Raw genomic sequence first — 14,989 nt, 5'->3', positions numbered from 1 at the left:
GGTCCTTCCACTTCGAGTGGGTGGGTCCTAGGCTACGGCATCCGGGCCGTGGGGTTCAGGGCCGAGCCTGGGTAGGCCAAACTGCGGTGGGGCTGCTGCCATTTCCTGTCGGATCGGGGCAGAGTTGTTCGTAGTAAGGGTGAACGGCTGCCCAGGAGGGGCGCCCCAAACCGCAGGAGATGATCCGAGATGCAGTATTTGCTGTCCGTGATTCACGACAAGCTTGAACTCGCCCCGTCCGACGAGATGGCAGCCATCGACGTGTTCAACGATCGTCTCCAGGCCGACGGCCACTGGATCTTCGCCGGCGGTCTCGGATTCCCGGACACGGCCACCGTCATCGATAACCGTGGCGGGGTTCCCGTGATGACCGACGGGCCCTTCGTGGAGTCGAAGGAGTACCTCGCCGGGTTCTGGATCATCGAGGCACCCGACCTCGACGTCGCGCTCCAACTCGCCGCCGAGGGGTCGAAAGCCTGCAACCGGAAGGTCGAGGTGCGGCCGTTCCTGTGAACGGTCCCGACGTCGGCGGCGCCGTCACCCGGGCCTACCGCGAGAACTGGGCCCGGCTGGTCGCCGCCCTGACCCGCCGTTTCGATGACCTCAACCTCGCAGAGGAGGCGGCAGCCGAGGCGTTCGCGGTTGCCGTCGAGCGGTGGCCGTCCGACGGCGTGCCCGTCAACCCCGGCGCGTGGCTGACCACCACGGCCAAGCGCAAGGCCATCGACCGGATCCGGCGCGAGAACAAACGCGACGGCAAACACCTGGAGGCCCAGTTGGTGTTCGACGACGACCCGCCAGCGCCGCTCGGCGCTATCGACGACGACCGGCTCCGGCTGATGTTCACCTGCTGCCACCCGGCGCTCTCGGTGCCGGCCCGCGTGGCGCTGACCTTGCGCATGGTGGGCGGGCTGACCGTGCCGGAGATCGCCCGGGCCTTCCTGGTGCAGGAGAGCACCATGGCGCAACGGATCACCCGCGCGAAGGCCAAGATTAAGGCTGCCCGCATCCCGTATCGGGTGCCGTCCGCGGAGGACCTGCCGGGACGTGTCTCCGGCGTCCTGGCCGTGCTCTACCTGGTCTTCAACGAGGGGTACCTGGCGACGGGCCCGGACACGGATCCGGTGCGCGCCGACCTGACTGCCGAGGCGATCCGGCTCACCCGCCTGCTCCGCACGCTCCTGCCTGAGGACGGCGAGGTGGCCGGTCTGCTGGCCTTGATGCTCCTGACCGAGGCCCGCCGCCCCGCCCGGATCTCGGCCGGCGGCGAACTGGTCACCCTGGACGAGCAGGACCGGGGAGCCTGGGATGCGGCGGTGATCGCGGAGGGCCACCGTCTGGTGCGGGAGAGGCTGGCCTCGGGGGCGGCGCCGGGCCCGTATCAACTCCTCGCGGCGATCAACGCCGTGCATACCTCGGCCCGCGACTTCCGCGACACCGACTGGTCCCAGATCGTCGCGCTCTATGACCAGCTGGCAGCCCTCGACCCGTCGCCGATCGTCGCGCTGAACCGGGCTATCGCGGTGGCCGAGTTGGATGGCCCGGACGTGGCGCTGGCCGCCGTCGACCGGCTTGACCGCGACCTGGCCGGCTACCACGCCTACCACGCCGCCCGCGCCGAGCTGCTGCGGAGGCTTGGCCGCACCCAGGAGTCACGGCTGGCGTATAACAAAGCCATCGAACGGGCGGGTAACTCGGCCGAGGTTGCGGCGCTACAGCGCCGCCGGAACGCGCTGCCTGACTGATCCAGGGCTGCTGCCGCGGCGGCTCCGTGCCAGACTTTCAGCCATGGAACCCATGGATTGCCTGGTCATCTACGTCCCCACCGACGCTGCGCACACCGTCCGGCAGGCCATTGGCGATGCCGGCGCGGGCCGGCTGGGCAACTACTCGCACTGCTCGTTCAGCCTGGAAGGGACCGGGCGCTTTACGCCGCTGCCGTGCGCGACCCCGGCCATCGGCGCCGTCGGTTCCCCCGAGGAAGTCCCGGAAACCCGGATCGAGGCCATTTACCCGCGGTCCCGGCGCAGCGCCGTCGTCAGTGCCGCGCTGTCCGCGCACCCGTACGAGACGCCGGCGTTCATGACCTTCCCGGTCGATGCCAGCCTGCCGGACGGAACGGGTCCCGCCCGATAGCGGCCGCTCGCCCGCGCCGTCACACTGTGCCGGCGTCGGTCTGGGCGTCCGTCCCCGCATACGACGCCGAGACCCGGCGGTAGACCGGGGCCAGGAAGGCCAGCAGTGCAGCCGCGATCAGTATGACGCCTGAGATGAGGAACACCAGGGCGATGCCGCGGGATGTGCCGACGCCCAGCAGCGGGGCCAGTTGGGCGGCACCGTCGGCTGACCGCGCGTATGGGATGATCCAGACCTGGGCGATCGGCGCGATGAGGAACGCTGTGAGCGGCGCTGCCGCGGATTCGAACGCCATGGCAAATCCGAACACCCGCCCCTGCCGGTGCAGGGGCACCACCCGCTGGATGACTGTCTGCTCGGCGGCCTCGACGACAGGGACCAGGACGAGGTACAGCCAGATGCCGGCAACGTACAGCCACGCCCACTCCCGGAGCGTGAAAACCGCACCGAGGAGGCCCATCAGGACCACCGCGAGGAGCATCGTGCGCAGCGGGTTGGATCCCAGTCCGAATTTGTTGACCAGCGCCCCGCCCACAATGAAGCCGGTGGCGCCGAGCGCCAGATAGGTCCCCCACAGTTCTACCGGAAACATCTCCAGGCCGTAGGGGTCCATCAACGCCATGTAGACGCCGCCGATGAAATTGTTGAACGTGGAGAACAGAATCAGCGCGAACAGTCCGGCAACGGCCGCGATGGCGGCGAGGGAGCCCCGCAGGTCAAAGCCGCCCTGCGCGTCCGTGGCGGCCGCGCGGACCTCCTCGGGCATGCGCAGGGTGAGCACGTGTGCGAACGCCAGCGCGGTGAGCACCACGGCCACGACGATTGTCCAGCCCATGCCCAGTAGCCCGACCGACACCCCGGAAAACACCGAGGTGACGATGAACATCAGCCCCTGCACCATGCCGACCAGCCCGTTGGCGTTGGCCCGCCGGTCCGGGTCGATCAGGATGGTCACCGTGGCGGCGAGCGCGATGTTGCGCATGTTCTCCACCACGGCGCCGAGCAGGACGATCAGCATGAAGGCCCAGAACCACAGCTGCGTTAGGTCCAGCAAGGAGTCGGCGGGCGTCAGCAGGAACATCACCCCCGAAAGCGCAAACATCGCCAGGGTGAAGGCGGCGGCGAAACGCATCACAGCCAGCTTGCGGTAGCGGTCGACGTAGGTGCCGAAGCTGATGCTGGACAGGGCGATCAGCAGCATGTACGCGCCGCCGACCACCCCGGTGGCGATCACGTTGCGCGTCTCCAGGTACACCCAGAACGTCAGGGCAAACCACAGGTAACTGGTGGTGATATTGGCCAGGCCGGTGTTGAGCAGGATCCCGTGGAAGGTGCGGGACCGCTGCTGGGGACTTCGCATGGGGGTGTCGACGGCATCGGGTGCCACAGCGGTGTGCGGCGGGACCGGTTCGTGCTCGGTCATGCGTCCCAGTGTAATGACGACCGGCCGGTAGGAACACGGCCGCGACCCGGCGGAAGCCGGCTACGCTGCGGCGGCGGTGTCAGTCCGTGGGCACGGCCGTACGACGGCGAACTGCAACGGAGCGGGCACCCAGCCCTGCCAGGGCGACGGCGAGGGCCAGCAGGACTGTGGGCAGTGCTCCGCCGGCAGGTCCAAGGGTGGCCGCCAGGATCTGCCGGCTCATCAACAGCATCTCCTGCAGATCGCCGGCTGCCACCCGCGTTCCGAGGACGTAATTGACGGAGATAAACAGGGCGGGAACCACCCACAACAGGACCAGGTCCACCAGCCACACCACGGCATGCCGCGCAGGACGAAGGCCGCACCACGCCAGGGCGCAGCCCACCAGGATAGCGGGGATCCAGCGAGCCGCCGTCGGCACCGCTGCCGGGATGTTGAGGGGCCCGACGACGCCGGCAACCCACTCCACCGGCCACGACGCAAACGACACCGCCACGAGTCCGACGCCCAGTGCCACCAGGGCCCGCGACCGGGAAGAGACCAGCAGGAGGGCGACGAGGGCGGCAGCGAGGGATAAGACCACGCCCGCCAGCAGCCCGGCGAAGTAGAGGCGGCCCATCGTGCCGCCCGCCAGTCCGCCGTCGAGCACGGTGAAGGACTGGACGGTCGCCGTGAACTGGACACCGAGAACTCCGGCTGCCGCGCACCACGACGCCAGCCGGCGTCGGGCGGGGGACCAGAGACGCACCGCGAGTCCGGCTGCCGCGCCGCCCACGGTGAGCAGGGCCACGATGGTGGTGAGTTCGTACTGGCTGAGCGGCAGAAGCGACAACGGCATCTGGTTTGGGGCGGCCTCGGAGGCCCACAGGTTCTGCAGAGGCAGTTGCGCCCCGGTGATCAACCAGGGTCCCAAGCCGAGCAGCCCTGCCAGGATGCCGATCAGCCCGCCCCGCACTGCGTCGCGGGCGGGGCCGTGGCCTGGCCGGTTGTCGGAGACCGTCAGGTCCGTCGCTTGCTGGCCCACGGAGGCTCCTTGGTATGAGGGTCAGGGGAACCAGCGCAAGAGACGCGGGTCCGTCCGAATACTATATCGAATGGATTAACCGACTCCGGGTAACCGCTAAGCGCCCGTTTCAAACTGCGGAGTGCTCACGCACCCGCGCGAGCCATTCAACGATCAGGGCTTGAGCCAGGGCGGGCTGCTCATGCAACAGGGCATGGCCGGCGCGATCGAGGGCGGCAAGGGTGCAGCGGGGGTACTGCCCGGCGACGTCGGCCGGGGCCGCGTACCCCGCGGTGGAATCCTGCCGTCCGGCCAGAACCAGGACCGGATGAGGATAGGTCTTCGACGTATCTGAGCGATCACCCAGCTCCCAGCGCGAAAAGATCCGCATCAGCGCGGACTCGTCAACGAGCGGCGCTGACGGGGCAACGGCTTCCCGGAACCGGCGCAGCGTTTCAGCCGTCTGGACCACGAAGTAGTCACGGTAGGAGGCCTCGAGCTCCGGGCTGAGCGCGACATCAAGGCCTGCCGATGACACAAGGACCGTGTGTTCAGGCACGCTGCCGGTGCGGGCGCCCACCGGGCAGACCAGCGCGAGCCCGATGACCTGCTCCGGTCTCTGCTGGGCAATGGCACGGGCCAAGTACCCGCCATAGGAGTGGCCCAGGACAAGGAGAGGCCCGTTGCCGATGGTGGTGTCGATGAAGCCGAGCAACAGGTCCAGGACATCATCGTTGCTGGCGATGGTGGCGGGCGCCGGGGTGAGGCCCATCCCCGGCAGGTCCGGGTACAGGCGCCGAAACCCGGGTGCAGCAGTGAAGACCGGTTCAAGGGCGTGGGCGACTTCACGGTGGTCCACACCGGCGCCGTGCAAAGCGAGAACCGGCGTCCCGCTGCCGGACTCGACGTAATGCACAGGAACCCCGCGGACCGTAGCCTCCATCCAGCCAGTGTAGAACGGACGCCCCAGCGCGGCCCGGCCCGGAGCCCGACGGAAGCGGCACCGTGGAGGGTCCGGCGCCGTCGGGACTCCCGCCTGACCTACCGGCTGCTCACCTGGCCGAACAGCTTCGCAAGCGGCGCGAGCACCAGCGGACGCGCGGCATACCACCCGGAGGCGGTGACGGCGATGGCGGTCGCGAAGAGCCAGAAGCCGGTCCAGTTCACCACGTCGGTGCCGCCGAACATGTGGTTCAGATTGCGCAGCGCACCGGTGGCGAAGACCAGGAACACGTGGACGATGATGAACAACACGAAAAACAGCATCGTGGGGAAGTGCACCGCGCGCGCGGCTTCCACCGGGTAGATCCTGTTCAGCCTGGTCGCGTTCTTCGGCCAGAACTCGCTCATGCGCACCCCCGTGATCGCCGCGAGCGGGGCCGCGATAAACACCACCAAGAAGTACATCAGCTGCTGCAGGCTGTTGTAATTCACCCAGCCGTTCTCCACGGGCCAGTCCAGGGTCATGTACTGCAGCAGCGCAGAGAGCGCGTTCGGGAACACCTCCCAGCTGCTCGGGACAATCCGCAGCCAGCGCCCGGAGGCGAACAGCAGCACCGCGAAGATAAGGCCGTTGGCCAGCCACAGGATATCCAGCATCTGGTGCAGCCACAGGTTGATGCTGATCTTCTTGCCGCCGCCCTTCGGCGTCCAGAACGCTGGCGGCTTCTGCTGGGTCCGCACCTGGTAGCCGGAGCGGATGATGAGGACCATCAGGAACAGGTTCAGGAAGTGCGTCCACTGTGCCCACCACGGGAAGCCGGACTCGGCGGCCTCGGGCAGGGGGTATTCGCCGGGGTATCTCCGGAGGAACTCCGGCACGCCGGGCAGGGTGGTCACCCCGCGCGCGGCGAGGATAAGGATCGCGGCGGCGGCCACGGAGCCGACGGCGAGGAGTACCACGCGCTTGATCCACTGGCCCAGGGTGCGGGAGCCGTAGAGCCTTGCTGCGGCCCGGGGCCGCACGGGCTTTTCGGCGAGGACGGGCGGTGCCGCCGCGGTCGGGACGGCTGCGACCGCGGGGGATTCGGCGATGACCGGTTCATTCGGCGTCGCCGGCGGCTCTGCTTCGGCAACGGTCTCAGCGACGACGACGGCGGCTGCTGCGGTGGCCGGACCGGGAGCCGTGGCAACAGGCGCGGGAACCTTCTGGGCCTCAGGAGCGGGAACCGGGACGGCAGCGGCTGCCGGAGCCAGTCCGGCCGGAGGCCATGGATCCCCACCGGGAACGCGAGGGAGCCCGCGGCGAAGCTGAATGTGTCCCGCCGTCGGGACCGCCGGTGCAGCGGAGGGAGAAGGCGCAGGCGGCGCTGCGGCCGGGACTGCTTTCTCAACGGCAGGAGCAGGTGCAGGTGCAGAAGGCGCGGACGCGGGCTCGGCTACTGGGGCGGGAGCCTCGGGCTCGGGCATCACCGATGCCGGCGCCTTGCCGGCCGGCGGCCAGGGCTCGCCGCCCGGCACGCGCGGCAGTCCGCGGCGAAGCTGCCGCGCACCGGCGCCCGCGCTCACCGTAGGAACGGTTGCCGCAACGGCGTTGGTTGCAGGAACGTCCACCGTAGGAACGTCCACTAGCAGCGGAGTGGACACCGCTGTCGTATTTGATGCTGCTTCCGGGCCGGCAGCAACCGGTGGGGCGGCAACCAGGTGTGCGGGCGCCTTGCTCGCCGGCGGCCAGGGCTCGCCGCCCGGCACGCGCGGCAGTCCCCGTCGAATGGATCCGGACTGGGTCGCCATCGCTACTTCTTCCGGGCCTCGAGGGCGCTGATCAGCTGGGGCACAACCTTGAAGACGTCGCCCACCACACCAAAGTCGGCGATCTCGAAGATCGGCGCGTCCGCATCCTTGTTGATGGCGACGATCGTCTTCGCGGTCTGCATGCCGGCCCGGTGCTGGATCGCGCCGGAAATGCCCAGTGCGATGTACAGCTGGGAGGACACGGACACCCCGGTCTGGCCCACCTGCTGCGTTTGCGGAACGTAGCCGGCGTCCACCGCGGCCCGCGACGCGCCAACGGCGGCGCCGAGCGTGTCCGCGAGCTGATCGACCAGGGCGAACTGTTCCGCCGAGCCGAGGCCGCGGCCACCCGCGACCACTTTCGCGGCGCCGCGCAGCTCCGGCCGTGTGGTGGCCGCAACGGCCTCCTCGAACGAGTCGATCCTCGCGGCCGGCTTCCCGGAGGGCGTCACCGCCAAGGTCTCCGACGCCGGCGGCTGGGCCGTGGCCCGCGCCTCGATGGAGCCTTGGCGCACGGTGATGACCGGCGCGCCGAACGTGGCCGTTGCCGTGACGTTGTAAGCCCCGCCGTACACGGAGTGGTGCGCCACCACGCCCTCGTCATCACGGGACACGCCGACGGCGTCAACGCACACCGCTGCCCGCGCACGGACGGCGTACCGGCCGGCCAGGTCGCGCCCGTTCAGCGAATGCGAGACCAGGATGGCGTCCGGCTGAACCTGCTCCGCCGCGGCGGCCAGCGCGTCGACGCCCGGCACCCCGAGCACGGACGGGTCCGGTGTCTCGGCGATCAGCACACGCGCGGCACCCAGATCCGCGGCCTCCGCGGCGGCGGCGCTCCCGGCGCCCGGTGCGGCGAGGACCAGGGCGACCGGTGTGCCGGCGCCGGCGGCAGCGCCGAAGAGTCCGGCCGCAGCTTTTTCGAGTTCACCGGACGCCCGGGTTTCCACGACGACGAGGATGGCGTCACGAGGGAAGTCAGTCATGTCGTTTCTCCTACGCCAGTCGGTTTTCGATCAGGAATTCGGCGAGCTTCTCGCCGGCGTCACCCTGGTCAACGAGCTTCACGCCCGCCGCGCGCGGGGGCTTCTCCGCCACGGTCAGCATGATCGACCGCGCCGCGTCCGGGTCCTCGGCGCTGACCCCCAGGTCTGCGAGGCTCAGCACGTCCAGCGGCTTCTTCTTTGCCGCCATAATGCCCTTGAAGTTCGGGAAACGCGGCCCGGGGAGTGCCTCGGTAATCGAGATGACCGCGGGCAGGTCCGCCGATACCTGCTGCACGCCGGATTCAACGCCCCGGGTGCCGGAGACGGTGCCGTCGCTGATGTGAACGGCGCTAAGGCCGGTGGCAAGCGGCACCTCAAGCAGTTCTGCCAGCATTGCGGGGACCATGCCGCCGGAGCCGTCGGTGGAAACGTTGCCGGTGATCACCAAGTCAAACCCCATCCGGCGGACCGCCGCGGCGAGGGTCTCGGCGGTCAGCACGAGGTCTGCGCCGCGGAGCGCCTCGTCACAGATGTGGGTGGCGCTGCCCGCGCCCATCGCCAGCGCCTTGCGGATCGTTGCCGTGGCGCCCTCGGGAGCCAGGGACAGGACCGCGACCTCGGTGCCCTCGTGCGCGTCGGCGTAGGTCAGCGCCAGTTCCAGGGCCCGCTCGCCGATCTCATCAATGACTGTTTCGCTGGCTTGGCGGTCGGCAAGGCCGGTTTCAAGGTTCAGTTTTCGGTCCCCGTAGGTGTCGGGGACTTCCTTGACTAGGACGACAATCTTCATCGATGGCTCTTCCTGTGGCGGGCACGTCCCTGCAGGAGAGACGTGTCGGATCTCCCTAGAGTCTACGAAAGGGGGTACCTTTTTGCCCGACCGGGCCCGTGTCGTCAGCGGACGACGGCGGGGCTCCCGCCGTCGTCCGCTTGAGAGTGCGCCGAAGCGGGCCCGCCGCCGTCGCTATGCTGTAAGCCAACGCGACGATGGGGGGACAGGTGGGAGCATCTGCCGGGAGCTCGTCTGCCGCGGAATCAAAGCTCCGTCGCTATCCGCCCTTCGTGCGGTTCTGGCTGGCCTCAACGGTGTCCGATTTCGGCACCTATATAACGTCCGTGGCACTGTCTGTCCTGATCCTGGTGACGATGGACGGGACAGCCCTTGACCAGGGCCTGGTGAATGCTGCGCGCTGGGCGCCGTATCTGCTGTTCGGCCTGGTGGCGGGGGTGTGGATCGACCGGCTTCCGCGCCGCACAGTGCTTATTGGCGGAGACCTCGGCCGCGGCCTCATCCTGGCGGGCGTGGCCCTGGCGGCGGCAGCCGGATTGCTTTCCGTTCCGGCCTTGATAGTCCTGATATTCGCCTTTGGAGTACTGGCGCTGACAAGTGACGCCGCGTATCAGAGCTTCCTCCCGCAACTGGTCCCCAGGCCCCTGCTGACCAAGGCCAATGCCCGGCTGCAGCAAAGCGATACCGTGGCACAAACCACCGGTGGTGCGGTAGCCGGCGGTCTGGTCGCCCTGGTGACAGCGCCCTTCGCCTTGTTGCTGGATGCTGTCTCCTATTTCCTCTCCGCCGCCGTCCTCCTGACCCTGGAGCGGCCATCGCGGGCCCCGGTTCGAAGCACACAGCGGCTCCACCGGAAGGTCGCGGAGGGTCTTCGCTGGGTCTACGGGCATCCATACCTGACGCCCCTGGCGTGCAGCACCCACATCTGGTTCATCGGCTCATCCATCCTCGGGACGGTGCTGCCGGCGGTGGTTCTGAACGACCTTGGATTGGGCGCCGCCGGGCTGGGCCTGATCATGGGGTGCGCCGGGATTGGGGCGGTCATCGGCACCACAGTTTCCACCCGGGCGGGCCACCGCTTGGGTACGGGCAAAACCATGGTTATGGCACGGATTGCCCAGCCGATGGCGATCGCGGTGGTGGCCCTCGCGCCCATCGTCGCCGGCGGGACACACTCGGGCGAGTCATATGGCTCCCCGCTGCAGTGGACCGGGGACATGTGGGCAGCCTTCGCTCTTATGGGCGCCGGGCAACTGCTCTTTGGGGGGGCGATGGGCGTCGAAGGGCCACTGGAAATGGGATTTTGCCAGGCTGTCACCCCGGACAGCCTGCTCGCCCGGATGAGTGCCACGATGCGTTCAGTGAACCGCGGAATGATCGTCATCGGTGCCCCGCTGGGCGGGCTGATCGCGACCATGGCGGGTGCCGGTACCGCGCTCTGGGTTTCCGTCGCGGTTCTTCTGCTGGCCTCGCTGGTGCTCCTTGGCTCCAGGTTCCGGAGCGCACGGACCGAGGACCAGCAACTCTCCGACGAGGAAGCACTCACGCACTGAACAGAGGCCGGGCCCACGGCGCCGGCTGGGATGACAAGCGTCCCGTTCCCGGGGCCCTTTTCGCCGACGGCGCCCGGTGGATGTGCTGGGATTCAGCGCCGGCGGGCACACCGCCGTCGCGCTGGACCAGCTCACTGTGGACGGCGGGGACCTGCGCGCCATGCACGCCACCGTCCCACAGCTGCTGCGGTTCCTCAAGGATTAGCGCCAACGGCGGTCGAGCTACGGCAGCCGCGACGGGCGCAGAACGGTGGCGTCGCCGGCGCGGTCAGGATCCAGCGGCACCGGGCTGATCAGCACTGCCGGGCCGCGGTACAGGACGCCGTCGGACAGCACCTGGCACCGCACACCGCCGCGCCCGCGCATGGCCTTGTGCGCGCCCGAGGCGAGCATCTCATCCATCCACGCGCACGGGTGGGCCGGCCGCCCGGCCTTGAGCCGCACCAGACCTCCGCCGGATTCCAGCGCAAACTCGTGGCCGAGCAGCGGCGCCAGATGCGCTCCCCGGACGACGACGTTGCGGCGCGTCAGCAACGGGTCAAGGGGCGCCGTCCCGAGCTCGGCGGCGATGGCTTCGAGGGCCTCGACGGCAAAAACAGTGACGGCGGCATCCATGTGGGCGGCCTTGCCGAAGAACCGGTCGCCGACGATTCCCTTGCCGGCCACAAGCGTCGCCTGGTCGGCGTCCGTGGTGGGGACGTCGGCTGCGCCCTCGCGCGCCCGCCCGAAGTACGCGTGCGCCGGCGACACGAGCAGATGCAGAATCTCGACCTCGTACCGGTAGCTGGCGGTCATGGCACCAAACTATCGCCTCGGGGGTTCAGCCCGGTACCGGCAACCCGCTTCCTCTTCATTATCTTGACGATATCTTCACTATGACGGACGATCGGGGAATGGAACATCACGGCCTCGGCCCAGCAGCAATGGAGCTCCCTGGCGTGGAGGATCAGGCGGAGCGCGCGATGACCGCCGTCGGGGCACTGGTCCTCCAGCTGAGGCGGGACGCCGGGTACAGCATCGGCAGCCTGGCGGCAGCAGCCGGCCTCAGCCCGGGCCTGCTCAGCCAGATCGAGCGCGGCCAGGGCAACCCGTCGCTGACCACGCTGATCAAGTTGTCCCAGGCCCTGAAAGTGCCGGTGGGCCGCTTCTTTGACACCAAGGACCAGGGCGGGGCACTGGTCCGGCGCGCTGACCGGCGGCGCCTCGAAGTCGCCGAGGACAACCTCATCTATGAACTCCTGACCCCCCACATGAGCGGCCAGCTCGGCATGCTGCGCGCGCAGATCGCCGCCGGGTGGGACAACGAGGACGCCCCCTTCAAGCATGCCGGCGAGGAGTGCGTGACCATGGTGCAGGGCAAGCTCCATGTCTGCGTCAACGGCGTGGGGTACGACCTGGAGGAGGGCGATTCGCTGACCTACGACTCCTCGCTGCCGCACTGGTACCGCAACTCGACGTCGGAGGACGCCGTGCTGATCGGCGCCATGACACCGCCGTCATTCTAGGGAAGCCTGTCGCGGCTGTTCAATTTAATGAACAAATCGCGTCTTAAGTGTTGACAGGGGTGGCGGACCGCCCAAATACTGAGGTGAGCGCGCGGTGCCAGCTGGCGGCCGACGCCAGCCGCAGCCGGCCGATAAGGCCAGGCCCGTCCACCACTCCAAGGGAACCTGCCCATGACGTCAACCACCGCTACGGCAACCGCCGTCCCGTCCACCGCAGCGCCGAGTGCAGCCGCGCTCGCCTGGACCGAGAAGCTTGTCTCCTTCGATACGACCAGCCGCAATTCCAACCTAGAGCTGATCCACGGCATGGCGGACGAGCTCACCGCCCACGGCATCACGCCGCTGATCGTCCCCAGCCCGGACGGCAACAAGGCCAACCTTTTCGCCACCATTCCGGCCCACGACGGCACCGTCACCGGCGGCATCATGCTCGCCGGCCATACCGACGTGGTCCCCGTGGACGGCCAGGCGTGGGATAGTGACCCGTTCGCCCCCGAGGTCCGTGAGGGGCGGCTCTACGGCCGCGGCACTACCGACATGAAGGCCTTCAGCGGCGTGATCCTGGGCTTCCTGCCCGAATTCCTGTCCCGTCCGCTGGCGGAACCGCTGCACTTTGCCTGGACCTATGACGAAGAGGTGGGGTGCCACGGCGCCGTCGTCCTCCTTGCCGAGCTCGCGGCCCGCGGGATTCATCCCCGGGTCGGTTTCGTCGGGGAGCCGACCAGCATGCGCCCGGTCTCGGCGCACAAGAGCAGCCAGCTCTACCGCGTCACTGTCAGCGGGATCGCTGCCCATTCGTCCATGACCTCCACCGGCGTCAACGCCATCGAATACGCGGCCAGGTCTATCGCCTTCATCCGCTCCCTCGCCGACGAACACCGGCTGTCCGGCCCGTTCGACGAGAGCTTCGTGGTCCCGTACACCACCGCCAATGTCGGCGTCGTCAGCGGCGGCGCCGCCGTCAATACGGTGGCCGAAAAATGCGACTTCGAGTTTGAGTTCCGGACCATTCCGGGCGTCGACCCGGCGGCCGTGATATCCCGCATCGAGGACAACCTGGCCGGCCTCCGGGCCGAAATCCAGCAGGAAAACCCCGCCGCGGACATCCGCATGGCCCCGCTGGGCACGGTTCCCGGACTCAGCCCCGAGGGCCCGCGCATCGCGCTGGGACTGGCCCAGGAGCTCACCGGCCACGCGGTCGAAGAATCCGTGGTCTACGCCACCGAGGCCGGCCTTTTCCAGCAAGCCGGAATCGACACCGTGGTGTGCGGCCCCGGCAACATGGACCAGGGCCACACCGCCAACGAATACATCGAGCTGACCCAGATCGCCGCCTGCGAGGACTTCCTGCAGGCCCTCGCCACCCACCTCTCTACTACTGAACGGACCGCCAAGCCATGAGCCACCAGACCGCCACCGGTGCGGGATCGAGTCAAGAGGTCCTGGAGCCCCGTTCGCCGGCCGACCTTGCCCTGCAGCAAAGTAACGCCCGCAAAGCCGTCGTTGCAGCCTCCATCGGCAACGGCCTCGAGTGGTTCGACCTGATCGTCTACGGCACGTTTGCCGTCACCATTTCCAAGCTGTTCTTCCCGACCACCAGCGAAGCCGCGTCGCTGCTGTTGACCTTCGCCTCGTTCGGCGTTTCCTTCATCATGCGGCCGCTCGGCGGCATCATCATCGGCCGCTACGCGGACCGGGCTGGCCGCAAAGCAGGCATGCTGGTTTCCATCCTCGTCATGTTTGTCGGCACCCTGCTGATTGTTGTCGCACCGACGGCCGCCGCGATCGGCGTCGCGGCCAGCATCCTGGTGCTGATCGCCAGGCTGCTGCAGGGTTTCGCCACCGGCGGGGAATTCGGCACGGCAACGGCCTACCTGATTGAGTACGCGCCCAGCCGGAAGGCGTTCTACGGCAGCTGGCAGGTGGCCACCCAGGGCGGCGGCATCCTGCTGGCCGGCATCTTCGGCTTCGTCCTGAACACCTACCTCAGCACCCAGTCGCTGGACTCCTGGGGCTGGCGGCTGCCGTTCATCTTCGCGCTGGCGATCGGACCCGTGGGCTGGTACATCCGCTCCAAGATGGAGGAAACGCCGGAATTCCTAGCCACGGAACGTTCCGCCGCGCCCCTGCGGGAGACGTTCATCGGCAACGGCGGCCGGCTCTGGGCCATCGTGGGCGTCGTCTCGCTCGGATCCGTGGGCGTCTACATCGCCCTGTTTATGCCCACCTACGCGATCGTGAACCTCGGGATGCCCAAAGCCGTGGCCTTCCTCTCCACCCTGATCTTCGGTGTGGTCATGAGCCTTGGTTCCCCGTTCATCGGCATGCTCGCGGACAAAGTCGGGCCCGCCCGGGTCATGACCTGGGCCGCCGGGGGAACCATCGTCGTCGGCATCCCGGCGTTCCTGGGGCTCATCGCCGCGCCGGAGCTGCCCACCATGATCGTGGTGGAACTCGTCCTGTCCGTGCTGGCCACCGCCTACTTCGCGCCGCTGCCGGCCATTATGTCCTCGATGTTCCCGGCCCGCATCCGGTCCACGGGGCTCTCCCTGGGCTACAACATCGGCGTCACCGTCTTTGGCGGGTTCGCCCCCTTCATCCTCACCTGGCTGATCGGCAGCACCGGCTCCCTGCTGGTGCCGGGTTACTACCTCGTCGCCATTGCCGTCATCGCCGCGGTGAGCCTGACTATTTCCCGGAAGGTGTACCGCCAGGCCTGACCGAAGTGTCCCCTCGAGCGGCTCCTGGCCGCGATTTCGGGCGCAGAATGTATATATGGAACGTCCCCGGCAGCTGCCGGGGGCGTTCCTGGCTTCGAGGTAATCCGGGGCCGGATTCAGGCCGAAGTATTCTCAAGAGTCCG

At 68.4% G+C, this 14,989-nt stretch carries 15 protein-coding genes; 8 read left to right on the top strand and 7 right to left on the bottom strand.

Annotated elements, in window-relative coordinates; translation table 11 throughout:
* Window positions 1-189 precede the first annotated feature (189 nt).
* From ABIN76_RS01690 to ABIN76_RS01680, 3 genes are read left to right on the top strand one after another with little or no spacing between them, the layout of a single operon-like run.
* The gene (locus tag ABIN76_RS01690; protein ID WP_346957984.1) at window positions 190-513 is read left to right on the top strand and encodes a YciI family protein; all 324 of its coding nucleotides are present in this window, start codon (window positions 190-192) and stop codon (window positions 511-513) included.
* Window positions 510-1,745 carry a sigma-70 family RNA polymerase sigma factor gene (locus ABIN76_RS01685; protein WP_346957983.1) on the top strand — a complete coding sequence of 412 codons (1,236 nt, stop codon included), beginning with the start codon at window positions 510-512 and terminating at the stop codon, window positions 1,743-1,745. Before ABIN76_RS01690 ends, ABIN76_RS01685 begins: the two co-directional genes overlap by 4 nt.
* A 52-nt stretch (window positions 1,746-1,797) precedes the next feature.
* Window positions 1,798-2,136: a hypothetical protein gene (locus ABIN76_RS01680; RefSeq protein ID WP_346958038.1), complete on the top strand. Its 339-nt coding sequence runs from the start codon at window positions 1,798-1,800 to the stop codon at window positions 2,134-2,136.
* A 19-nt stretch (window positions 2,137-2,155) separates the two neighbouring features.
* On the opposite strand, the gene ABIN76_RS01675 is transcribed toward ABIN76_RS01680, so the two are convergent.
* The 6 genes from ABIN76_RS01675 to ABIN76_RS01650 all read right to left on the bottom strand — a co-directional run bounded on the left by ABIN76_RS01675 (window position 2,156) and on the right by ABIN76_RS01650 (window position 9,068).
* Window positions 2,156-3,559, bottom strand: a complete 1,404-nt coding sequence (locus ABIN76_RS01675) for an MFS transporter (protein ID WP_346957982.1) — start codon at window positions 3,557-3,559, stop codon at window positions 2,156-2,158.
* Window positions 3,560-3,638: 79 nt separating this feature from the next.
* On the bottom strand, window positions 3,639-4,583 hold the full coding sequence (locus ABIN76_RS01670; RefSeq protein WP_346957981.1) for a hypothetical protein: 945 nt from the start codon (window positions 4,581-4,583) through the stop codon (window positions 3,639-3,641).
* A gap of 109 nt (window positions 4,584-4,692) precedes the next feature.
* On the bottom strand, window positions 4,693-5,505 hold the full coding sequence (locus ABIN76_RS01665) for an alpha/beta hydrolase (RefSeq protein WP_346957980.1): 813 nt from the start codon (window positions 5,503-5,505) through the stop codon (window positions 4,693-4,695).
* 98 nt (window positions 5,506-5,603) lie between these two features.
* Window positions 5,604-7,115 (bottom strand): cytochrome b/b6 domain-containing protein, encoded by a 1,512-nt coding sequence (locus ABIN76_RS01660; RefSeq protein WP_346957979.1) that lies wholly within the window; start codon window positions 7,113-7,115, stop codon window positions 5,604-5,606.
* Window positions 7,116-7,297: 182 nt separating this feature from the next.
* Window positions 7,298-8,281 carry an electron transfer flavoprotein subunit alpha/FixB family protein gene (locus tag ABIN76_RS01655; RefSeq protein ID WP_346957978.1) on the bottom strand — a complete coding sequence of 328 codons (984 nt, stop codon included), beginning with the start codon at window positions 8,279-8,281 and terminating at the stop codon, window positions 7,298-7,300.
* Window positions 8,282-8,291: 10 nt separating this feature from the next.
* Complete coding sequence (locus tag ABIN76_RS01650; protein WP_346957977.1) at window positions 8,292-9,068, bottom strand: electron transfer flavoprotein subunit beta/FixA family protein; 777 nt, start codon at window positions 9,066-9,068, stop codon at window positions 8,292-8,294.
* Window positions 9,069-9,265: 197 nt separating this feature from the next.
* On the opposite strand from ABIN76_RS01650, the gene ABIN76_RS01645 reads away from it, so the two are divergent.
* Complete coding sequence (locus ABIN76_RS01645; protein ID WP_346957976.1) at window positions 9,266-10,621, top strand: MFS transporter; 1,356 nt, start codon at window positions 9,266-9,268, stop codon at window positions 10,619-10,621.
* 76 nt (window positions 10,622-10,697) lie between these two features.
* Window positions 10,698-10,826, top strand: coding sequence for a hypothetical protein (locus ABIN76_RS01640; RefSeq protein WP_346957975.1), 129 nt, complete (start codon window positions 10,698-10,700; stop codon window positions 10,824-10,826).
* A gap of 17 nt (window positions 10,827-10,843) precedes the next feature.
* On the opposite strand, the gene ABIN76_RS01635 is transcribed toward ABIN76_RS01640, so the two are convergent.
* Window positions 10,844-11,416, bottom strand: a complete 573-nt coding sequence (locus ABIN76_RS01635; RefSeq protein ID WP_346957974.1) for an MOSC domain-containing protein — start codon at window positions 11,414-11,416, stop codon at window positions 10,844-10,846.
* A 143-nt stretch (window positions 11,417-11,559) separates the two neighbouring features.
* Between ABIN76_RS01635 and ABIN76_RS01630 the strand changes: the two genes are divergently transcribed.
* From ABIN76_RS01630 to ABIN76_RS01620, 3 genes are all read left to right on the top strand, one after another.
* A complete protein-coding gene (locus tag ABIN76_RS01630; RefSeq protein WP_346957973.1) occupies window positions 11,560-12,126 on the top strand; it encodes an XRE family transcriptional regulator in 567 nt (188 codons plus the stop codon).
* Between the two features lie 171 nt (window positions 12,127-12,297).
* Window positions 12,298-13,527, top strand: a complete 1,230-nt coding sequence (gene argE / locus ABIN76_RS01625) for an acetylornithine deacetylase (RefSeq protein WP_346957972.1) — start codon at window positions 12,298-12,300, stop codon at window positions 13,525-13,527.
* Complete coding sequence (locus ABIN76_RS01620; RefSeq protein WP_346957971.1) at window positions 13,524-14,846, top strand: MFS transporter; 1,323 nt, start codon at window positions 13,524-13,526, stop codon at window positions 14,844-14,846. Before argE ends, ABIN76_RS01620 begins: the two co-directional genes overlap by 4 nt.
* Window positions 14,847-14,989: the final 143 nt, after the last annotated feature.

The organism is uncultured Arthrobacter sp., from assembly GCF_964021775.1.
GTDB lineage: Bacteria > Actinomycetota > Actinomycetes > Actinomycetales > Micrococcaceae > Arthrobacter.
Note: the sequence above shows the minus strand (reverse complement) of the source record. Positions and strands in the feature narration are given on the sequence as shown.

Bases quoted from the DNA above. Each gene is read 5' to 3' on its own strand.
- ABIN76_RS01690 (WP_346957984.1), top strand. From the start codon at position 190: ATGCAGTATTTGCTGTCCGTGATTCACGACAAGCTTGAACTCGCCCCG.
- ABIN76_RS01680 (WP_346958038.1), top strand. From the start codon at position 1,798: ATGGATTGCCTGGTCATCTACGTCCCCACCGACGCTGCGCACACCGTC.
- ABIN76_RS01675 (WP_346957982.1), bottom strand. From the start codon at position 3,559: ATGACCGAGCACGAACCGGTCCCGCCGCACACCGCTGTGGCACCCGAT.
- ABIN76_RS01665 (WP_346957980.1), bottom strand. From the start codon at position 5,505: ATGGAGGCTACGGTCCGCGGGGTTCCTGTGCATTACGTCGAGTCCGGC.
- ABIN76_RS01655 (WP_346957978.1), bottom strand. From the start codon at position 8,281: ATGACTGACTTCCCTCGTGACGCCATCCTCGTCGTCGTGGAAACCCGG.
- ABIN76_RS01650 (WP_346957977.1), bottom strand. From the start codon at position 9,068: ATGAAGATTGTCGTCCTAGTCAAGGAAGTCCCCGACACCTACGGGGAC.
- ABIN76_RS01645 (WP_346957976.1), top strand. From the start codon at position 9,266: ATGGGGGGACAGGTGGGAGCATCTGCCGGGAGCTCGTCTGCCGCGGAA.
- ABIN76_RS01635 (WP_346957974.1), bottom strand. From the start codon at position 11,416: ATGACCGCCAGCTACCGGTACGAGGTCGAGATTCTGCATCTGCTCGTG.
- argE (WP_346957972.1), top strand. From the start codon at position 12,298: ATGACGTCAACCACCGCTACGGCAACCGCCGTCCCGTCCACCGCAGCG.
- ABIN76_RS01620 (WP_346957971.1), top strand. From the start codon at position 13,524: ATGAGCCACCAGACCGCCACCGGTGCGGGATCGAGTCAAGAGGTCCTG.